The organism is Mycobacterium sp. NGS57, from assembly GCF_059812405.1.
This window is the reverse complement of record NZ_JCALCP010000004.1, coordinates 62,782-80,419: the sequence shown is the minus strand read 5'-3', so window position 1 is coordinate 80,419 and position 17,638 is coordinate 62,782. Positions and strand designations below refer to the sequence as shown.

Sequence of the window (17,638 nt, the reverse complement as noted above, 5' to 3'; positions counted from 1 at the left end):
CTCGAGGTTGATCGCCTTCCTTCCGGAACAAACTGACCCACTGATGCCGTTCGCGAGTGCGTCCGGGCGCTGAACCGCGCCCACTGCTCCCAACCAACAGGTTGGACGGGCGCTTTGTTAGGGTGCTGGGAAGACGGACCGAAACCCCCACCTTGTGAACAGGAAGCCGACATGTCCGAAGAAGCCTTTGTCTACGAGGCCATCCGCACCCCGCGCGGCAAGCAGAAAAACGGGTCGCTGACCGAGGTCAAGCCATTGAACCTGGTCGTCGGCCTCATCGAGGAGTTGCGCAAGCGCCACCCGGACCTCGACGAGAACCTGATCAGCGACGTCATCCTGGGTTGCGTCTCACCCGTCGGGGACCAGGGCGGCGACATCGCGCGCACCGCGGTGATCGCAGCCGGCATGCCCGACACCGTCGGCGGCGTGCAGCTCAACCGCTTCTGCGCCTCCGGCCTCGAGGCCGTCAACACCGCCGCGCAAAAGGTCCGCTCCGGCTGGGACGACCTGGTGCTCGCCGGCGGCGTGGAGTCGATGAGCCGCGTCCCGATGGGCTCCGATGGCGGAGCGATGATGGCCGACCCGGCCACCTCCTACGACGCGTACATCGTCCCGCAGGGCATCGGCGCGGACCTGATCGCGACCATCGAGGGCTTCTCCCGCGAGGACGTGGACGCCTACGCGCTGCGCTCGCAGGAATTGGCGGCCGCCGCATGGTCGGGCGGTTACTTCGCCAAGTCGGTGGTGCCGGTCCGCGACCAGAACGGCCTGCTGATCCTCGACCACGACGAGCACATGCGACCCGACACCACCAAGGAGGGACTGGGCAAGCTGAAGCCCGCCTTCGAGGGTTTGGCCGCGATGGCCGGCTTCGACGACGTGGCGCTGCAGAAGTACCACTGGGTCGAGAAGATCAACCACGTCCACACCGGGGGCAACAGCTCGGGCATCGTCGACGGCGCCGCGCTGGTGCTGATCGGTAACGAGAAGGCTGGCGCATCGCAGGGCCTGACGCCCCGCGCCCGCATCGTCGCCACCGCGACCACCGGCGCCGACCCGACCATCATGCTCACCGGCCCCACGCCGGCCACCCAGAAGGTGCTCGACCGGGCCGGGCTGACCGTCGACGACATCGACCTGTTCGAGCTGAACGAGGCGTTCGCGTCGGTCGTTCTGAAGTTCCAGAAGGACCTGGACATCCCCGACGAAAAACTCAACGTCAATGGCGGGGCCATCGCGATGGGCCACCCGCTGGGCGCCACCGGCGCCATGATCCTGGGCACCATGGTCGACGAGCTCGAGCGCCGCAACGCCCGCCGCGCGGTGGTCACACTGTGCATCGGCGGCGGCATGGGCGTGGCCACCATCATCGAGCGAGTCTGAGGATCTGAGGAAAAAGTCATGGCAGAGAACACCATTCAGTGGGACAAGGACGGCGAAGGCATCGTCACGTTGACGTTGGACGACCCGACCGGGTCGGCCAACGTGATGAACGAGCACTACAAAGAGTCCATGCACAAGGCGGTCGAACGTCTTGTCGCCGAAAAGGACTCGGTCACCGGGGTGGTGATCACCAGCGCCAAGAAGACGTTTTTCGCCGGTGGTGACCTGAAGGGCATGATCACCGCCGGCCCGGAGAACGCCGGCGAGGTATTCGCCGAGGTCGAGGACATCAAGCGCGACCTGCGCACGCTGGAGACCCTGGGCAAGCCGGTGGTGGCCGCCATCAACGGCGCGGCGCTGGGCGGCGGCCTGGAGATCGCGCTGGCCTGTCACCACCGCATCGTCGCCGACGTCAAGGGCGTCCAGATCGGGCTGCCCGAGGCCACATTGGGTCTGCTGCCCGGCGGCGGCGGCGTCACCCGCACCGTGCGGATGCTGGGCATCCAGAACGCGTTCGTCAACGTGCTGAGCCAGGGCACCCGCTTCAAGCCGGCCGCGGCCAAGGACAATGGCCTCGTCGACGAGATCGTCGGCAGCGTCGAGGAACTGGTGCCGAGAGCGAAGGCTTGGATCAAGGCCAACCCCGAGGCGCACACCCAGCCGTGGGACGTCAAGGGCCACAAGATTCCCGGCGGCACCCCGTCGTCACCGGCGCTCGCGGCGATCCTGCCGTCGTTCCCGTCGCTGCTGCGCAAACAACTCAAGGGTGCGCCCATGCCGGCGCCGAGGGCCATCCTGGCCGCCGCGGTCGAGGGCGCGCAGGTCGACTTCGACACCGCCAGCCGCATCGAGAGCCGGTACTTCACCTCGCTGGTCACCGGCCAGGTCGCCAAGAACATGATCCAGGCGTTCTTCTTCGACCTGCAGACCATCAACGGTGGCGGATCGCGGCCCGACGGGATCGAGCCGGTCAAGATCAACAAGATCGGGGTGCTCGGCGCCGGCATGATGGGCGCCGGCATCGCTTACGTCTCGGCCAAGGCCGGCTACGACGTGGTGCTTAAGGACGTCTCGCCGGAGGCGGCGCAGAAGGGCAAAGGTTACGCCGAGAAGCTGGAGGCCAAGGCGCTCGAGCGCGGGCGCACCACGCAGGAGAAGAGCGACGCGCTGCTGGCACGCATCACCCCGACCGGCGACGCCGCCGATTTGAAGGGTGTGGACTTCGTCATCGAGGCGGTCTTCGAGAACCAGGACCTCAAGCACCAGGTGTTCCAGGAGATCGAGGACGTCGTCGAGCCCAACGCGGTGCTGGGGTCCAACACCTCGACGCTGCCGATCACCGGTCTGGCAACCGGCGTCAAGCGCCAAGAGGACTTCATCGGGATCCACTTCTTCTCGCCGGTCGACAAGATGCCGCTGGTCGAAATCATCAAGGGCGAGAAGACATCCGACGAGGCGCTGGCCCGCGTGTTCGACTACACGCTGGCCATCGGCAAGACCCCGATCGTGGTCAATGACAGCCGCGGCTTTTTCACCAGCCGCGTCATCGGCACCTTCGTCAACGAGGCGCTGGCGATGCTCGGCGAGGGCGTGGAGCCGGCCAGCATCGAGCACGCGGGGTCGCAGGCCGGTTACCCGGCACCGCCGCTGCAGCTGTCCGACGAGCTCAACCTCGAGCTGATGCATAAGATCGCGGTCGCCACCCGCAAGGGCGTCGAGGATGCCGGCGGCACCTACGAGCCGCATCCGGCGGAAGCGGTGGTGGAGAAGATGATCGAGATCGGGCGGTCAAGCCGCTTGAAGGGCGCCGGGTTCTACGAGTACCCCGACGGCAAGCGGTCCGGATTGTGGCCCGGGCTGCGCGAGACGTTCAAGTCCGGCTCGTCGGAGCCGCCGCTGCAGGACATGATCGACCGGATGCTGTTCGCCGAGGCGCTCGAGACGCAGAAGTGCCTAGACGAGGGCGTGCTGACGTCGACCGCCGACGCCAACATCGGGTCGATCATGGGCATCGGCTTCCCGCCGTGGACCGGCGGCAGCGCGCAGTTCATCGTCGGCTACGAGGGGCCGGCCGGCATCGGCAAGGAGGCCTTCGTGGCGCGTGCCAAGGAACTGGCCGCCAAGTACGGCGACCGCTTCCTGCCGCCGAAGTCGCTGGGGTAGGCCGCGCCCCGTCAGGCGCTGCGCTGGAAGAGGTAGTAGCGCACCGGGGTCTTTTCGCGGTCGAGCTCGCGCTCGCTGCCGGTGGACAACAGGGTCCAGCCCGAGGTGAACCGCCGTTCCATCTCGGCGGGCTCGACGCCGCGCACGCCGAGCCTCCCGCCCGGCAGGAACGCAACGACGAGCAGCCGCGCGTCGGGCGCGGCGACGGCGCTGACCTCGCGGACGTAGGCGTCGCGATCGCCGTCGCTCATGTTGTGCAGGCAACCGTTGTCGACGATGAGCGAGAAGCCGGCGCCGATGCCCTCCTGGCTGAGGCGCGTGACGTCGGCGTGGACGAAGTCGACCGTCAGGTTGGCCGCCTTGGCGCGGGCCTTGCCGAGCGCCTTGGGCACATAGTCGACGCCGGTGACCTTCCAGCCGTGCTGCGCCAGGTATATCGACGCGTCTCCGGTACCGCACCCCAGGTCGAGGGCCACCCCCGGGGACAGCGGCGGCGTTTCGGGGGTTCCCTCGACCAAGTCCCGCAGGTTCTGCGCGATCGGGTGACCGTCCCACGGGGTGAAGCCGATGCGGTAGAAGATCCGGAAGAGGGTGTGCTTGGACGCCATGCCCTAACGATATGCGGCCGTCGTCACCCGTTGACGGCCGCGGCGATTCGGCGCCATTGCTCGCGCGGGAACTCCCTCGGGTCGGCCGTCAGCACCTGCACGCAGACGTGGTCGGCGCCGGCCGCGTGATGCTCGGCGACCCGGCGCAGGATGGCGGCCTCGTCTCCCCAGGCGATGATCGCGTCGAAGAGCCGATCGCTCACCTGCTCCAGATCGTCTTGGGTGAACCCGCTGCGCAGCAGGTTGTTGGCGTAGTTCGGCAGCGCCAGATACGCCCGGAGCCAGTCGGTTCCGGCGCGGCGCGCCTCGTCGGCGTCGTCGGTCAGGATCACGGTCTGCTCGGGCAGCAGCAACGGACCCTCGCCCAAAGTCGAACGGGCGGAAGCGGTGTGGTCGGGGGTGACGAGGTATGGGTGGGCGCCGCGGGCCCGTGTCGCCGACAGGGTCAGCATCTTGGGGCCGAGCGCGGCAAGCACCCGCGCTTCGCGGGGCACCGGTTGCGGCGCGGCGTCCAGTCCGTCCAGGAATGCCGCCGTCGCCGCCAGCGGCTTGCGGTAGCGTCCGGGCTCACCGGCATCGATGAGCGGCGCATGGCTGACACCGATGCCCAGCAGGAAGCGGTCGCCGTGCTCGGCGGTCAGCGCGGCGTGGGACGCGGCGACGTCGCCGGGGGAGTGCATCCACAGGTTCAGGATCCCGGTGGCGACCACGGTCCGCCTGGTCGCGGCGAGTAAGCGACCCACCGCATCGAGCACCGGCCCGCCCACGTCCGGAATCCACAGCGCCGTGAACCCAAGCTCGTCCAATTCGGCTGCGGCATCAGCGCTTTCGGATGCGTCGCCGTAGTGCAGTTGACTACTCCAGATGCCCACTCCGGCAAGCTCCATCGACGATCTCCCTTCGAGGCGTCCCGGGCTGTCACACCTCGGCGTCGCTGTAGTCGGGCACCGGCATCGATTCGTGCATGCGCAAGCCCTTGGTGTTCAGCTTCGCCAGCGCCCGGGAGAGCGAGCCGGGCATCACTGAGACTAGCTGGACCCCGCGGGTCAGCGCCCAAACCCCCGCCCGGGAGCCGGGGATGAGGCTTTTGGCGGCGCTGCGAGCGAAGGAGCGGCTGAGGTGCACCGGCTCGCGCATCTGCAGCTCGTAGGCGGCGAACGCCCGTAGGTGATCCCCGGCGGCGCGGGCCAATTCGCCGGCCAGCACGTAGGCGCCCAGGACCGCGAGGCTGGTGCTGCCGCCGACCGCCGGGCCGGGGCAGTACCCGGCATCCCCGACGAGGGTTACCCGCCGCCGCGACCACCGGTCCATGCGCAGCTGGCTGATCGCATCGAAGTAGAACGCGGGCGTGTCGGCCACCTCCTCCAGCCAGCGGTCCACCTGAGGGTGCATGCTCACGAAAGCGTCGCGCAGTAACTCCTTCTGCCGCAACGAATCCCGATGGTCGTAGCCGAATTCGCCGTCAGTGCGGAACATGAAGACCGCGCGAGCATCGTCCAAATGGTCCGCGGTGTAGATCGCGGCGAGCCGGCCCACCCCGATGTGGCCGACCATCTCGCCGGGCCTGGCCAACGCCCGCGGCGCCGAGACCACCGCCAGGTAGCCGCCCAGGAACCGGGTCAGGCCGGCCTCTTCGCCGAAGACCAGGCGCCGCACGTTGGAGTGCAGCCCGTCGGCACCGACGATGACGTCGAACCGGCGGGCGGGCGAGTGCTCGAACGTCACTTCGCCGTCGTGCTCGATCGCGGTGATGGAGTCGCCGAAGAGGTATTCGACGTCGTCGCGGCCGGCGTCGTAATAGATCTCGCTGAGATCGTCGCGCATGATCTCGACGTGGTGGTCCGACGCGATGCCGACGAGCTTGGTCAGGTCGACCTCGGTGGGCCGCGGCCGGCCTTCCCGCTGCATCGTCAGGCGGTCGGTTCCGGTGGCGAGTGTCTCGATGCGGGGCAACACGCCCATCTTCGCCGAGATCTCCATTGCCGGCCGGAACAGGTCGACGGCGTGGCCGCCGGTCTTGCGCAGTGCGGGCGCCCGCTCGACGACGGTGACCTCGAAGCCGTGCCGGGCCAGCCAGTACGCCAGCACCGGTCCGGCGATGCTGGCGCCGGAGACGAGAATCCGCATCACGGCCTCCTCGAACTTACTTAGCATCGTCACCCGGCTAGAGTCCCAGGCTATGCGCTTTGGTCTCTTCATTCCGCAGGGCTGGCGAATGGATCTCGTCGGCATCGAACCCGAGCAGCACTGGGCGGTGATGCGCGACCTGGCCACCTACGCGGACAACAGCGCGTGGGACTCGCTGTGGGTCTACGACCACTTCCACACGGTCCCGATGCCCACAGGCGAGGCCACCCACGAGGCCTGGTCTTTGATGGCGGCGTACGCGGCGACGACGTCGCGGATCAGGCTCGGCCAGATGTGCACGGCGATGAGCTATCGCAATCCGGTGTACCTGGCCAAGGTGGCCGCGACCGCCGACATCATTTCCGGCGGCCGGATCCAGATGGGCATCGGCGGCGGTTGGTACGAACACGAGTGGCGCGCTTATGGTTACGGGTTCCCGTCGGCCAAGGTGCGGCTGGGGCGGTTGGACGAAGGCGTCCAGATCATGCGCGACGCCTGGCGCGACGGCAAAGTCAGTTTCGACGGCGAGCACTACCAGGTCGATGGGGCCATCGTCGCCCCGAAGCCGTTGCAGGACAACGGCATACCGCTGTGGATCGCCGGCGGCGGGGAGAAGGTGACCCTGCGCATCGCCGCGAAGTACGCGCAGTACACCAACTTCACGCCCGAACCCGAGGCGTTCGCCCACAAATCGCAGGTGCTGGCGCAGCATTGCCGCGACGCGGGCACCGACTTCGACGCGATCGTGCGCTCGGCCAATTTCACCGCCGTCGTCGCGGCGTCCGAGGCCGACGTCAAAGACCGGCTGCGGCGGGTCCGCGACCGGCTGGCCGGCCATGTGCCTGAGGCCCTGGCGGATTCGATGACGACCGGCATGCCGGACTCGGCGACGGGCACGACCGAGCAGGTGGTGGAGCGGCTGGCCAAGATTCGCGGCCTCGGCTGCGAATACGCGATCTGCTATTTCCCGGAGGCCGCCTACGACCGTTCGGGCATCGAGTTGTTCGAACGCGAGGTCATTCCGGCACTGAGCTAGATGTCGGTGGTGACATACCGGGTCTTGACGGGAGGAGCGGCCAGCAGGGGAGGCAGCTGAGTGAGCTTTCCTTCGCCGGCCCGAAATGCGCGATAGGCCTCGTCGTGTTCGACGGTGTCCCAGAGTTCGTAGATGACCCAGTGCGCCTCGTCGGCCTCGTCGACGAGCACGTCGGTTCGCAGATTCCCGTCGAAGGCCCGAGTGTCTTGCAGCGCCCGGCCCATCACCTCGCGCCCCGCGGCGACCTCGTCGGGCTTGAATCTGAGCTCGAGTATCACCGTGACTGGCATCATCGTCTCCTCGATCGTCGAGTGGGTCGCTCATCAGCCTCACATACGGGTCCGGGAGGGCTGGCGAGTGGCCCGCGCGCAGCGAGAACGCAATTTCCACTTTTGTCGAATGCTGTTGTACCTTTCAGGGAGCGCGTTGCTTTTCCCGGACCGCGGACGATCGCTGGAGGATCCCCATGCAGAAGGCACTCGCCCCTGAAATCTCCACCTGGCCCGACGAGGACCCCCAGCTGATCGGGAGTCGCTGCGGTGCCTGCGGTGCCACGACGTTCCCGGTGCAGCAGTGGTGCCCGCGCTGCAGCGGCGGCGAGATGACCGAACAGCTGTTGCCGCGCCGCGGCACCCTGGTGGCCTGGACCACCCAGGGCTTCCCGCCGGGGGCCCCTTACGCCGGTCCGGCCGGCAAGGACTTCGTGCCGTTCGGCGTGGGGCTGGTCCAGCTCGACGACATCATCCGCGTCGAGGGCCGGCTGACCGAAAACGACCCCGCCAAGCTGCAGTTCGGTCAGGAGGTCGAGCTGACCATGGTGCCGCTCACCACCGACGACGAGGGCGCCGAGGTCATGACGTTCGCATTCCGGCCGGTCTAAAGAGAGAGGTTGAGATGACCAACGACGTCGCCATCATCGGTGTGGGCCTGCACCCCTTCGGCCGGTTCGAGAAGACCGCGATGCAGATGGGTGCCGAGGCCATCCAGTCCGCGCTGACCGACGCCGGTGTGAACTGGAAGGACATACAGTTCGGCTTCGGCGGCAGCCACGAGGTGTCCAACCCTGACGCGGTGACCCGCCTGGTCGGGCTGACCGGCATCACGTTCACCAACGTGTTCAATGCCTGCGCCACCGCCGCCAGCGCCATCCAGCAGACCGCCGACACCATCCGGCTGGGCAAGTACGACATCGGCATCGCGATCGGGCTGGACAAGCACCCGCGCGGCGCGTTCACCGACGACCCCGCCAAGCTCGCGCTGCCGCAGTGGTACGCCCAGAACGGGCAGTTCGTCACCACCAAGTTCTTCGGAATGAAGGCCAACAAATACCTCCACGACCACAACATCTCCCAGGCCACGCTGGCCAAGGTCGCGGCCAAGAACTTCCGCAACGGCGCGCTGAACCCGAATGCGTTCCGCCGCAAGCCGATCAGCGAGGAAGAGATCCTCAACTCGAACGTCCTCAACTACCCGCTGACCCAATACATGTTCTGCGCGCCCGACGAAGGTGCCGCGGCCGTGGTGATGTGCCGCGCCGACATCGCGCACAAGTACACGGACAAGCCGGTCTACGTGCGGGCGTGCGAGATCCGCACCCGCACGTACGGCGCGTACGAAGTGCACGCCACGTCTGCCCCGCTGGACGAGGACGCCTCGCCGACGGTGTACGCGTCCAAGGCGGCCTACGAGGCGGCGGGCATCGGGCCCGAGGATGTCGACGTTGCGCAGCTGCAGGACACCGATGCCGGCAACGAGGTCATTCACATGGCCGAGACGGGCCTGTGCGCCGACGGCGAGCAGGAGAAGCTGCTGGCCGACGGCGCCACCGAGATCCACGGTTCGATGCCGGTCAACACCGACGGTGGGCTGATCGCCAACGGCGAGCCCATCGGCGCGTCCGGGCTGCGGCAGATGCACGAGCTGGTGCGCCAGCTGCGGGGCGAGGCGGGCGAGCGCCAGGTGCCCGGCAACCCACGCGTCGGTTTGGCCCAGGTTTACGGAGCTCCCGGCACCGCGTCGGCGACGATCCTGTCGCTGTAGCTAGTTACCGCGAGCAGACGCAAAAGCCCCCGAAACAACGGCGTTTCGGGGGCTTTTGCGTCTGCTCACCGTGCACAGTTGCGCGCTTGTCCCCATGTCGGACGCGGCCGACTACCGTCTTGCGGGACCGGCGCGCATCGTGGCGGGCCGTGGACATTGAAAGCGTGCTGCGGTCGCAGGGCGGCCTAGCGACCACTGCCGCGCTCTTGGCCGTGATCACCCGTAAGCAGCTTGCCGGATTTGTCAAGGCGGGCAGACTAATTCGGGTACGCCATGGGGTCTACGCAGTGAGTCAACCGGACGTGCTGGGCCAACTTGCCGCACTGGATCTGGTGGCCGATCAGCCGATTGTCGCCTGCATGAGTACCGCCGCGGCGTTGTACGGCTTCGACACCGAGACCGCATCCCGGGTGCACATTCTTGACCCAGGTGTTCGGATGCGACCGTCCTCGGGTCTCATAGTGCATCAACGAATCGGCGCTCCGCTGCGGCGGGTGAAAGGGCGACTTGCGACGGCACCCGCATGGACGGCAATCGAAGTCGCGAGGACGTTGCGGCGACCGCGCGCCTTGGCGACGCTCGATGCCGCACTACACCTTGGCGCTTGTACGACAGGCGAATTTCTCGAGGTAATCCGCGAACACCGAGGCCGCCGGGGCATCGTCAAGGTCCGGGAATTGATCGGCTACGCCAACGGTCTCGCCGAGTCGCCGATGGAGAGTGAGGCGCGACTGGTGTTCATCGACTACCGAGTGCCCATGCCGGAGCTCCAATACAGCATCGTTGACCGTTACGGCAGGGTCTGGCGCGTCGACTTCGCCTGGCCGGACGCGATGCTCGTCGCCGAGTACGACAGCCTCGAGTGGCACCTGAGCCGAGAGGCCCTGCTGCATGACAGGCTGAAAATCGCCCGGCTGCAGGAATGCGGCTGGACCAGCATCCCAATGACCGTCGACGACATACGGCACGATCCGGTCGGCCTGGTAGACCGCATCAACACCCACCTGTTGAGTGGCGCGAGCAGACGCAAAAGCCCCTCGAAACTGCCGTTTTGAGGGGCTTTTGCGTCTGCTCGCGCTGGATGGCGGCTCGCGCTAAATCGCCGGGCCCAGCAGGTCGTCGGCGTCGCGGATGATGTAGCCGTAGCCCTGCTCGGCCAGGAAGCGCTGGCGGTGTGCCGCGTAGTCGGCGTCCAGGCTGTCGCGGGCCACCACCGAATAGAAGATCGCGCCGCCGCCGTCGGCCTTGGGCCGCAGCAGCCGGCCCAACCGCTGGGCCTCCTCCTGACGCGACCCGAACGTGCCCGAAACCTGCACCGCCACAGAGGCTTCCGGCAAGTCGATGGAGAAGTTGGCGACCTTGGACACCACCAGGGTGGACACCTCGCCGCTGCGGAAGGCGTCGAACAACGCCTCCCGCTCCTTGGTGCGGGTGGAGCCCTGGATGACCGGGGCGTCCAGTTCGGCGCCGAGCTCGTCGAGCTGGTCGAGGTAGGCGCCGATCACCAGGGTCTGCTCGCCGGGGTGCTTGTCCAGAATCGACTTCACCACAGCGATTTTGGTGTGCACCGTCGAGCACAGCCGGTAGCGCTCCTCGGGCTCGGCAGTCGCATACATCATGCGCTCGTTGTCGGTCATGGTGACGCGCACCTCGACGCACTCCGCCGGCGCGATCCAGCCCTGCGCCTCGATGTCCTTCCACGGCGCGTCATAGCGTTTCGGGCCGATCAGGGAGAACACGTCGCCCTCGCGGCCGTCCTCGCGGATCAACGTGGCGGTCAGGCCGAGGCGTCGCTTGGACTGCAGGTCGGCGGTCATCCGGAACACGGGGGCCGGCAGCAGATGCACTTCGTCGTAGATGATCAGCCCCCAGTCGCGGCTGTCGAAGAGCTCCAGATGCCGGTATTCGCCCTTGGTGCGGCGGGTGATCATCTGATACGTCGAGATGGTGACCGGCCGAATCTCCTTGCGCTCACCGGAGTATTCGCCGATCTCGTCCTCGGTCAGCGAAGTGCGCGCGACCAGCTCGCGTTTCCATTGCCGCGCGGCGACGATGTTGGTGACCAGGATCAGCGTCGTCGCACCGGCTTTCGCCATCGCGGCCGCGCCGACGAGCGTCTTGCCGGCACCGCAGGGAAGTACCACCACCCCGGAGCCGCCCGCCCAGAACGAGTCGGCGGCCAGCTGCTGGTAGTCGCGCAGGTGCCAGCCGTCCTGGGCCAGGCTGATCGGATGCGCCTCGCCGTCGACGTAACCGGCGAGGTCCTCGGCGGGCCAGCCGATCTTGAGCAGCATCTGCTTGACCCGGCCCCGTTCGCTGGGGTGGACGACGACGGTGTCGTCGTCGATGCGCGCGCCCAGCATCGGCGCGATCTTCTTGTTGCGCAGCACCTCCTCGAGCACGGCGCGATCCACGCTTACCAGCGTCAGGCCGTGCGCCGGGTGCTTGACCAGCTGCAGCCGGCCGTAGCGGGCCATGGTGTCGACGATGTCGACCAGCAGCGGCTGGGGCACCGCGTAGCGGGAGAAGCTGACCAGGGCGTCGACGACCTGCTCGGCGTCGTGGCCCGCGGCGCGCGCGTTCCACAGCGCCAGCGGCGTGATCCGGTAGGTGTGCACGTGCTCGGGCGCGCGTTCCAGCTCGGCGAACGGCGCGATGGCCGCGCGCGCGGCGCCGGCCAGCTCGTGGTCGACCTCGAGCAGCACCGTCTTGTCGGACTGCACGATCAACGGTCCGTCGGTCATACGCCCATTATTCAGTCGCCCGCCGACAGTACCGACGTGATGCGGTGGATGGCGAAGTCACGCATCCGCCCCGACGCCGAATCCCAGGCCACCAGTTGGCCGCCCCGTATCGTGATCGGGGACACCACCCGCTGGGTGGCCACGCCGGCGGCGTCGAGATAGCCGATCACCAGCGTGTCCTGGTCCCTGGCCGCACGCTGCAACAACGACATGGTGACCGCGGGGTCGACGCGGATGTTGCCGAACGGCGCGGCGGTCACCTTGCGCAGCACCGAGACGACGGCGTTCAGCGTCTCGCTGCCGGGCCTCGGCAGGGGGCGGTAGGGCCGCCGCTGCTGCGGTGTGGGCACCCTGGCCCCGCGGGGCCGGACGTCGACGATGGAGCCGGTGGAATCCTCGGCGGCCGGGGCGAAGCCCGCGCCGCGCAACGCCACGAGCACCTCGGCGATAGGCGCGGGCGACACCGCCACCGTCGGCGCCAGCGCCCGCAACTGCAGCTCCTCGGCGGCCGCCACCGCCTGGGCCAGCAGCGCGGGGTCCTCGCAGCGCACGAACGACGCGGCCATGCCGATGCGGAGCTGGCCGTGGCGGCGGGCGACGTCGTCGATGAGGTAGGCAAGCCCTTGCGGCACCGGGGTTTTCGAGTGCTTGGCGAAAAGATCGTGCATCCAGTCGCGGGTCTTGCCGATGTCGAGTGCGTGACGGATCGACTGCTCGCTGATGCGGTAGACCATCGCCGTGCCGGCCGACTCGACGGTGGCGACCGTGCCCAGATCCTCGGCAAGGTCGCGCCGCAGCGGCCCGGGCACCACGACCGTCAGATCGGCCTGCACCAGAAAGTGGTCGATGGGCGCGGGCATCGACCGCGTCATCGCCTGCACCGCGCTCTCCGGGTCGGCAGGGTCGTCGAGCAGCGCTCGGGCGGGCGTGCTGATGGCCCCGCGGCCCACCAGGCCCAGTGCGTGGCTTTCGGCCAGCAGATCGGTCAGCGGTTGCGGCTGCAGCCTCCTGGCCCAGCGCGGCCGCCGCCAGATCAGCGCCGCCGAGGCGGTTACCGCGTCGACGCCGGCACCGGGTGGTAGCTCGGCGAGCATGTTCAGCAGCAGCCGGCGATCCAACGGTGCGGCCGTCGAGTACAACGAATCAGTAAGGGCGCCATAGGGTTTGGCGTCGGGACTGCGGGTGCCGATCAAGGCTGGACGGACCGGCAGGTCGAGCCAGGTGCCGGCCAGCAGGTGCCAGCGTTCGGCGGGGGACAGTCCGGCGAACCGTTCGATGGCCAGTGTCGGCGCCCAATACGGTCCGTCGCCGTAGGCGGGCTCCGGGTCGGGCGTGCCGCTGGCGATCAGGCCGGCCGCGGCCGCGACCTCCAGGATCAGGCCCAGCCGCGGCTCTTCGATTCCGGTCGTTTTCGCCAGCCGCTTGACGTCACGAATGCCCAGCCCGCCGCTGCGCAACTCGGAAACGGGAGCGGCGCCCAGGGTTTGGAGCAGCACGTCGATCTCGCGCAGCAGGTCGATGACGGCACCTGCCGCCACCGCGTCGACGTCGGCGGCGGTAGTCGTCGACACGACCGGGTCGGGAGCAGTCAGGCGCATGGGACCGGGGTCCTCACCGCGCAGTACCTGCCCCACGTGGCGGGGCAGGATCACGGTCTCGGCGTCGACGCGTCGCAGCAGGCCCATCGCCAGCAACTGCGGCACCGGGCGATCCGCCGGGGCGCCCGGCGCGGCGTCGCGGGTGCGCCCCATCGGCGAACCCTCGAGCAGTTTGTCCAGCACGTCGAGTTGCGCGCCGTCGAGGCCGTCGATGAGACCGGCGATCTCCTCGCCCGTGCGTGAGCTGTCCTCGAGGGTGACCTGTCCCGGATGCCAGGGGAGCGCCGTACCGGCGTCGGCGGCCACCCGGACCGCGGCCTCGCCCCATACCAGGGCGCGTTGGCGCAGGTCGTCCAGGGCGCCGGCGACGTCGGCCTCGGGGGCCCGGTCACCGATGAGCGCGAGCAGCTTGGCGGTGGGCACCGGGGCGGAGTCGGCCTGCAGCACCAGCAGCGCGTCGAGCACCGCGAGCCGCAGGAAGTCGAGATCGTCGGTGGCGGCCTTGACCGACTGGCGCGCCTGAGCTCGCGCGGCCAGCGCCGCGATGCTGCCGGGCGGCGGCTGCGCGAGGTCCGGACGTAGTTCCAGCAGTCGGATCAGCCGCTCGTCGGGCAAGTCGGCCAGCCAGGACCCCAGCGGGATATCCGGGGTGTTGTCGGTCATTGCTGACCAGCGTAAAGCAGTCGGTGGACGCGACGGACACGGTCGCGACCGGCGGCCTCGCGGCACCTGTGCCCGCGCGACCTGTCAGAATGGACCTCGTGGCTGACACTGCTGAGGGCAAGGCGCGCAAGACCAAGTACGTCGACAACGGCTGGCCGACGACGGACCCGGACGACCACGCCGTGAGTGAGCTGGTGACCGACCGGACGGGTGCGTTGTCACCCTTCGGCGAGCTGGTGTTTCCGCTGCCCGCAACCGACCTGCCCTACCTCCACCCGGTTACCGTCGTCAATCGGTAGGCCCCCCGGATGGCCAGGGCCTCGGCGGCCGCCAAAGCCTCCCGGGAATCCGGGTCGGGCTCGCTCTCGCATCTCGACGAACGCGGAGCCGCGCACATGGTCGACGTCACCGAAAAAAGCGCCACCAAACGCACCGCCGTCGCCGCGGGTGCCCTGCGCACCTCGCCGCAGGTGGTGGCGCTGATCTCGTCCGGCGGCCTGCCCAAGGGCGACGCGCTGGCCACCGCACGGGTGGCGGGCATTCTGGCGGCAAAGCGCACCAGCGACCTGATCCCGCTCTGCCATCAGCTCGCGCTCACCGGGGTCGACGTCGATTTCGCCGTCGGCGAGTCGGATATCGAGATCACCGCCACCGTGCGCAGCACCGACCGCACCGGCGTCGAGATGGAGGCACTGACCGCCGTCTCCGTGGCGGGCCTCACGCTGTACGACATGATCAAAGCCGTCGACCCGGCCGCGCGCATCGATGACGTTCGGGTGCTGCGCAAGCAGGGCGGCAAGACCGGAAATTGGGAGCGATGATGGGCACGCGATCCGCACGAGTGATCATCGCTTCGACCCGCGCGGCCGCCGGCGTATACGAGGACCGGTGCGGGCCGATCATCGCGGAATGGCTTGAGCAGCGAGGGTTTTCACCCGTCCAGACCGACGTGGTCGCCGATGGCGGGGGCGTCGGCCAGGCCCTGCGCGGCGCGCTGGACGCCGAAGTCGACCTGATCCTGACCTCGGGCGGCACCGGTATCTCGCCCACCGACGGCACCCCGGACCAGACCGTGGCGGTGCTCGACTACATGATCCCGGGGCTGGCCGACGCCATCCGGCGCTCCGGGCTGCCCAAGGTGCCGACGTCGGTGCTGTCGCGCGGCGTGTGCGGCGTGGCCGGCCGGACGCTGGTCGTCAACCTGCCCGGCTCGCCGGGCGGCGTGCGCGACGGGCTCGGAGTGCTCGCCGACGTGCTCGACCACGCGCTCGACCAACTCGCCGGCGGGGATCACCAGCGATGACGCGCGTCCTGCGCGCCGCGGTGACCGAAGAGCCGATCGTGTTGGCGGAGCACGAGGAGTTGGTGGGCCACCAGTCGGCCGGAGCCGTCGTGGGATTCGTCGGCATGATTCGCGATCACGACGACGGCCGCCGGGTGGTGCGGCTGGAGTATTCCGCGCACCCGTCGGCCGCCGATGTCCTGGCGCAGGTGGTGGCGGAGGTCGCCGTCGAGGCCGACGGGGTGCGCGCCGTCGCGGCCAGTCACCGGATCGGCGCGCTGCACATCGGCGAGGCGGCGCTGGTGGCCGCGGTCGCCGCCGACCATCGGCGGGCGGCGTTCGACACGTGCGCCCGCCTGGTCGACACCATCAAGGCGCGGCTACCGGTGTGGAAGCACCAGTTCTTCGACGACGGAACCGAAGAATGGGTGGGCTCGGCCTGAGCCTTGCCCTTACGACGGCTGAGCGAGGGCGTCGAGCGCGTCGTTGCCGTGGATGTTGGAGCCCCGGATCGCGTCCCACAATTGCCCGGTGTAGCCGACGTTCGACACCTGCCGCGGGGCGTCCGCCGGGGCCGGGTCGGCCGGAGGTGCGGGGGGCAGGGCGTCCGCCGGCGGCGCCAGATCGGCCGGAGGCGCCGGGGGCACATCCGCGGGCGGCGGGACGTCCGCGGGGGGCGCCGGGGGCAGCACATCGGCCGGGGGAGCCGGCGGCAGCGCGTCGGCGGGAGGCGCAGGCTGACCAAACGACGTCAGCAGCACCGGCGGTGCCGGGTCAGCCGGTGGCGGTGGCGGCGGGGGAGCGTCCGGCGGAGGTGCGTCGGCCGGCGGCGGTGCCAGCGGCCCACCGTTCAGCCAGGGTGCGTCCAGCGGCGCATCCATCCCCGCCGGTACGGGCGCGGGGACATCGCGCGGCGTGGCGCCCGACAGCGGACCGCCGCACACCGGCCAGGCGCCGCGGCCCTGGGTGGCGAGCACCCGCTCGGCGACCGCGATCTGCTGTTCCTTGGTGGCCAGTTCGGCCGACGGGGCGTACTGGCCACCGCCGTGCGAGGCCCAGGTGCTCGAGCTGAACTGCACGCCGCCGTGGTACCCGTTGCCGGTGTTGATGCCCCAGTTGCCGCCGGACTCGCAACGGGCTACCTGATCCCATTCGCCGTCGGTGGCCGCGGCGGCCTGGCCCGCCAGGGCGATGCTGCCGCCACCAAGAACCGCGCCCGTGAAGGCGATCTTGGCGACGCTGATGTTGGAAGTCGTGGGCTTGCGATGCCGTCCACTCATACGCGCCGAAATATTCCTCTCTCGTAACGCGCCTGCGAGGTCAGCTGTCGGGTTCGGGTTGGAGAGGCTACCCGGCCTCCGCCGCGCTCCGCATGGAGCCGACGTCGGCTTCACCCCAAGGGGCCGCGAGCGGCCCCGGTCCGATCACGGTGGACCGGTGGGTCCCCCGTCTCCATCCAGTTACGGTTTCCCTCGCCTACTGGATGGAGCTCGGCGCGGTAGGTAAGGGAGGAACGCCATCGGAAGCTTGGCGAGCCCCCGCAGACGCTAGCGGGTTCTGTTGGTCACGTCACGTCTTTGAAAACCGGGCGTTTCGCCTACGGTCGTCTCCGAAAAGCCCAGGAACGCCAAGGGTTTTCGCAGGTCATCGCGGCCGATATCGGAGCGTGACTATGCCGTTATCGTTCCGTTACGTGAGTTATCTCACAGTTTCAGCCGCCGGCGAAGGGGGGCAGCACATCGAGCGTTTCCCCGGCCCGCAACGCGGTGGTCTCGTCGCGCACGGCGATGCCGTCGCGCAGGTAGGAGCATCGGCTCAACACGGTGGCCAGCCGGGATCCCCGGACCGCGAGCCGCTCGACCAACTCGGCCACCGTCGTGCCGGGACGGACCACCAGCGCCTCGGCGTCGGTTCCGGCGGCCGCGCGCGCAGCGGCGAAGTAACGGACGGTCACCTGAATCCCCGTCGCCTCGACGGGTGCTTGACCCATGGGA

Annotated in this window: 18 protein-coding genes and 1 riboswitch; of the genes, 10 read left to right on the top strand and 8 right to left on the bottom strand. The window is 68.9% G+C overall.

Annotated features, from left to right (window positions below):
• Nucleotides 1-171: 171 nt before the first annotated feature.
• Together AC5Y43_RS09190 and AC5Y43_RS09185 are read left to right on the top strand one after the other, a co-directional pair.
• Nucleotides 172-1,383 carry an acetyl-CoA C-acetyltransferase gene (locus tag AC5Y43_RS09190; RefSeq protein WP_499971701.1) on the top strand — a complete coding sequence of 404 codons (1,212 nt, stop codon included), beginning with the start codon at nucleotides 172-174 and terminating at the stop codon, nucleotides 1,381-1,383.
• 18 nt (nucleotides 1,384-1,401) lie between these two features.
• Nucleotides 1,402-3,546, top strand: a complete 2,145-nt coding sequence (locus AC5Y43_RS09185) for a 3-hydroxyacyl-CoA dehydrogenase NAD-binding domain-containing protein (protein ID WP_499971699.1) — start codon at nucleotides 1,402-1,404, stop codon at nucleotides 3,544-3,546.
• Nucleotides 3,547-3,557: 11 nt separating this feature from the next.
• Here AC5Y43_RS09185 and AC5Y43_RS09180 read toward each other — a convergent pair whose 3' ends face one another.
• The 3 genes from AC5Y43_RS09180 to AC5Y43_RS09170 are packed head-to-tail and all read right to left on the bottom strand — an operon-like array spanning nucleotide 3,558 to nucleotide 6,281.
• Complete coding sequence (locus AC5Y43_RS09180; protein WP_499971697.1) at nucleotides 3,558-4,154, bottom strand: class I SAM-dependent methyltransferase; 597 nt, start codon at nucleotides 4,152-4,154, stop codon at nucleotides 3,558-3,560.
• Between the two features lie 23 nt (nucleotides 4,155-4,177).
• Nucleotides 4,178-5,041: an LLM class F420-dependent oxidoreductase gene (locus AC5Y43_RS09175; RefSeq protein ID WP_499971695.1), complete on the bottom strand. Its 864-nt coding sequence runs from the start codon at nucleotides 5,039-5,041 to the stop codon at nucleotides 4,178-4,180.
• 31 nt (nucleotides 5,042-5,072) lie between these two features.
• Entirely contained in the window at nucleotides 5,073-6,281 is a 1,209-nt protein-coding gene (locus AC5Y43_RS09170) for an FAD-dependent monooxygenase (RefSeq protein WP_499972199.1), read from the bottom strand.
• A 52-nt stretch (nucleotides 6,282-6,333) separates the two neighbouring features.
• Here AC5Y43_RS09170 and AC5Y43_RS09165 point away from each other — a divergent pair, with 52 nt between their 5' ends.
• A complete protein-coding gene (locus AC5Y43_RS09165; RefSeq protein WP_499971693.1) occupies nucleotides 6,334-7,317 on the top strand; it encodes an LLM class F420-dependent oxidoreductase in 984 nt (327 codons plus the stop codon).
• Here the strand turns inward: AC5Y43_RS09165 and AC5Y43_RS09160 are convergent.
• A complete protein-coding gene (locus AC5Y43_RS09160; protein ID WP_499971691.1) occupies nucleotides 7,314-7,607 on the bottom strand; it encodes a putative quinol monooxygenase in 294 nt (97 codons plus the stop codon). The two genes, AC5Y43_RS09165 and AC5Y43_RS09160, sit on opposite strands and share 4 nt — an antisense overlap.
• Before the next feature lie 176 nt (nucleotides 7,608-7,783).
• On the opposite strand from AC5Y43_RS09160, the gene AC5Y43_RS09155 reads away from it, so the two are divergent.
• The 3 genes from AC5Y43_RS09155 to AC5Y43_RS09145 all read left to right on the top strand — a co-directional run bounded on the left by AC5Y43_RS09155 (nucleotide 7,784) and on the right by AC5Y43_RS09145 (nucleotide 10,412).
• Nucleotides 7,784-8,197: a Zn-ribbon domain-containing OB-fold protein gene (locus AC5Y43_RS09155; protein WP_499971689.1), complete on the top strand. Its 414-nt coding sequence runs from the start codon at nucleotides 7,784-7,786 to the stop codon at nucleotides 8,195-8,197.
• A 14-nt stretch (nucleotides 8,198-8,211) separates the two neighbouring features.
• Nucleotides 8,212-9,357 carry a thiolase family protein gene (locus AC5Y43_RS09150; RefSeq protein ID WP_499971687.1) on the top strand — a complete coding sequence of 382 codons (1,146 nt, stop codon included), beginning with the start codon at nucleotides 8,212-8,214 and terminating at the stop codon, nucleotides 9,355-9,357.
• Between the two features lie 149 nt (nucleotides 9,358-9,506).
• Nucleotides 9,507-10,412, top strand: coding sequence for a type IV toxin-antitoxin system AbiEi family antitoxin (locus AC5Y43_RS09145; RefSeq protein ID WP_499971685.1), 906 nt, complete (start codon nucleotides 9,507-9,509; stop codon nucleotides 10,410-10,412).
• Nucleotides 10,413-10,451: 39 nt separating this feature from the next.
• Here AC5Y43_RS09145 and AC5Y43_RS09140 read toward each other — a convergent pair whose 3' ends face one another.
• Together AC5Y43_RS09140 and AC5Y43_RS09135 are read right to left on the bottom strand one after the other, a co-directional pair.
• Entirely contained in the window at nucleotides 10,452-12,101 is a 1,650-nt protein-coding gene (locus AC5Y43_RS09140) for a DNA repair helicase XPB (RefSeq protein ID WP_499971683.1), read from the bottom strand.
• Between the two features lie 11 nt (nucleotides 12,102-12,112).
• A complete protein-coding gene (locus AC5Y43_RS09135; RefSeq protein WP_499971681.1) occupies nucleotides 12,113-14,362 on the bottom strand; it encodes a helicase-associated domain-containing protein in 2,250 nt (749 codons plus the stop codon).
• Nucleotides 14,363-14,460: 98 nt separating this feature from the next.
• Between AC5Y43_RS09135 and AC5Y43_RS09130 the strand changes: the two genes are divergently transcribed.
• Genes AC5Y43_RS09130 through AC5Y43_RS09115 form a run of 4 tightly spaced genes read left to right on the top strand, consistent with a single transcriptional unit; the run spans nucleotide 14,461 to nucleotide 16,087 of the window.
• Entirely contained in the window at nucleotides 14,461-14,661 is a 201-nt protein-coding gene (locus AC5Y43_RS09130; RefSeq protein ID WP_499971677.1) for a hypothetical protein, read from the top strand.
• Between the two features lie 9 nt (nucleotides 14,662-14,670).
• On the top strand, nucleotides 14,671-15,183 hold the full coding sequence (gene moaC / locus AC5Y43_RS09125; RefSeq protein ID WP_499971675.1) for a cyclic pyranopterin monophosphate synthase MoaC: 513 nt from the start codon (nucleotides 14,671-14,673) through the stop codon (nucleotides 15,181-15,183).
• The gene (locus AC5Y43_RS09120) at nucleotides 15,183-15,665 is read left to right on the top strand and encodes a MogA/MoaB family molybdenum cofactor biosynthesis protein (RefSeq protein ID WP_499971673.1); all 483 of its coding nucleotides are present in this window, start codon (nucleotides 15,183-15,185) and stop codon (nucleotides 15,663-15,665) included. The genes moaC and AC5Y43_RS09120 overlap by 1 nt, the downstream gene beginning before the upstream one ends.
• On the top strand, nucleotides 15,662-16,087 hold the full coding sequence (locus AC5Y43_RS09115) for a molybdenum cofactor biosynthesis protein MoaE (RefSeq protein WP_499971671.1): 426 nt from the start codon (nucleotides 15,662-15,664) through the stop codon (nucleotides 16,085-16,087). The genes AC5Y43_RS09120 and AC5Y43_RS09115 overlap by 4 nt, the downstream gene beginning before the upstream one ends.
• Before the next feature lie 9 nt (nucleotides 16,088-16,096).
• Here AC5Y43_RS09115 and AC5Y43_RS09110 read toward each other — a convergent pair whose 3' ends face one another.
• Together AC5Y43_RS09110 and AC5Y43_RS09105 are read right to left on the bottom strand one after the other, a co-directional pair.
• Entirely contained in the window at nucleotides 16,097-16,924 is an 828-nt protein-coding gene (locus tag AC5Y43_RS09110) for a transglycosylase family protein (RefSeq protein WP_499971669.1), read from the bottom strand.
• Nucleotides 16,925-16,937: 13 nt separating this feature from the next.
• Nucleotides 16,938-17,150, bottom strand: a riboswitch (cyclic di-AMP (ydaO/yuaA leader).
• Between the two features lie 205 nt (nucleotides 17,151-17,355).
• A complete protein-coding gene (locus tag AC5Y43_RS09105) occupies nucleotides 17,356-17,634 on the bottom strand; it encodes a MoaD/ThiS family protein (RefSeq protein WP_499971666.1) in 279 nt (92 codons plus the stop codon).
• Nucleotides 17,635-17,638 lie beyond the last annotated feature (4 nt).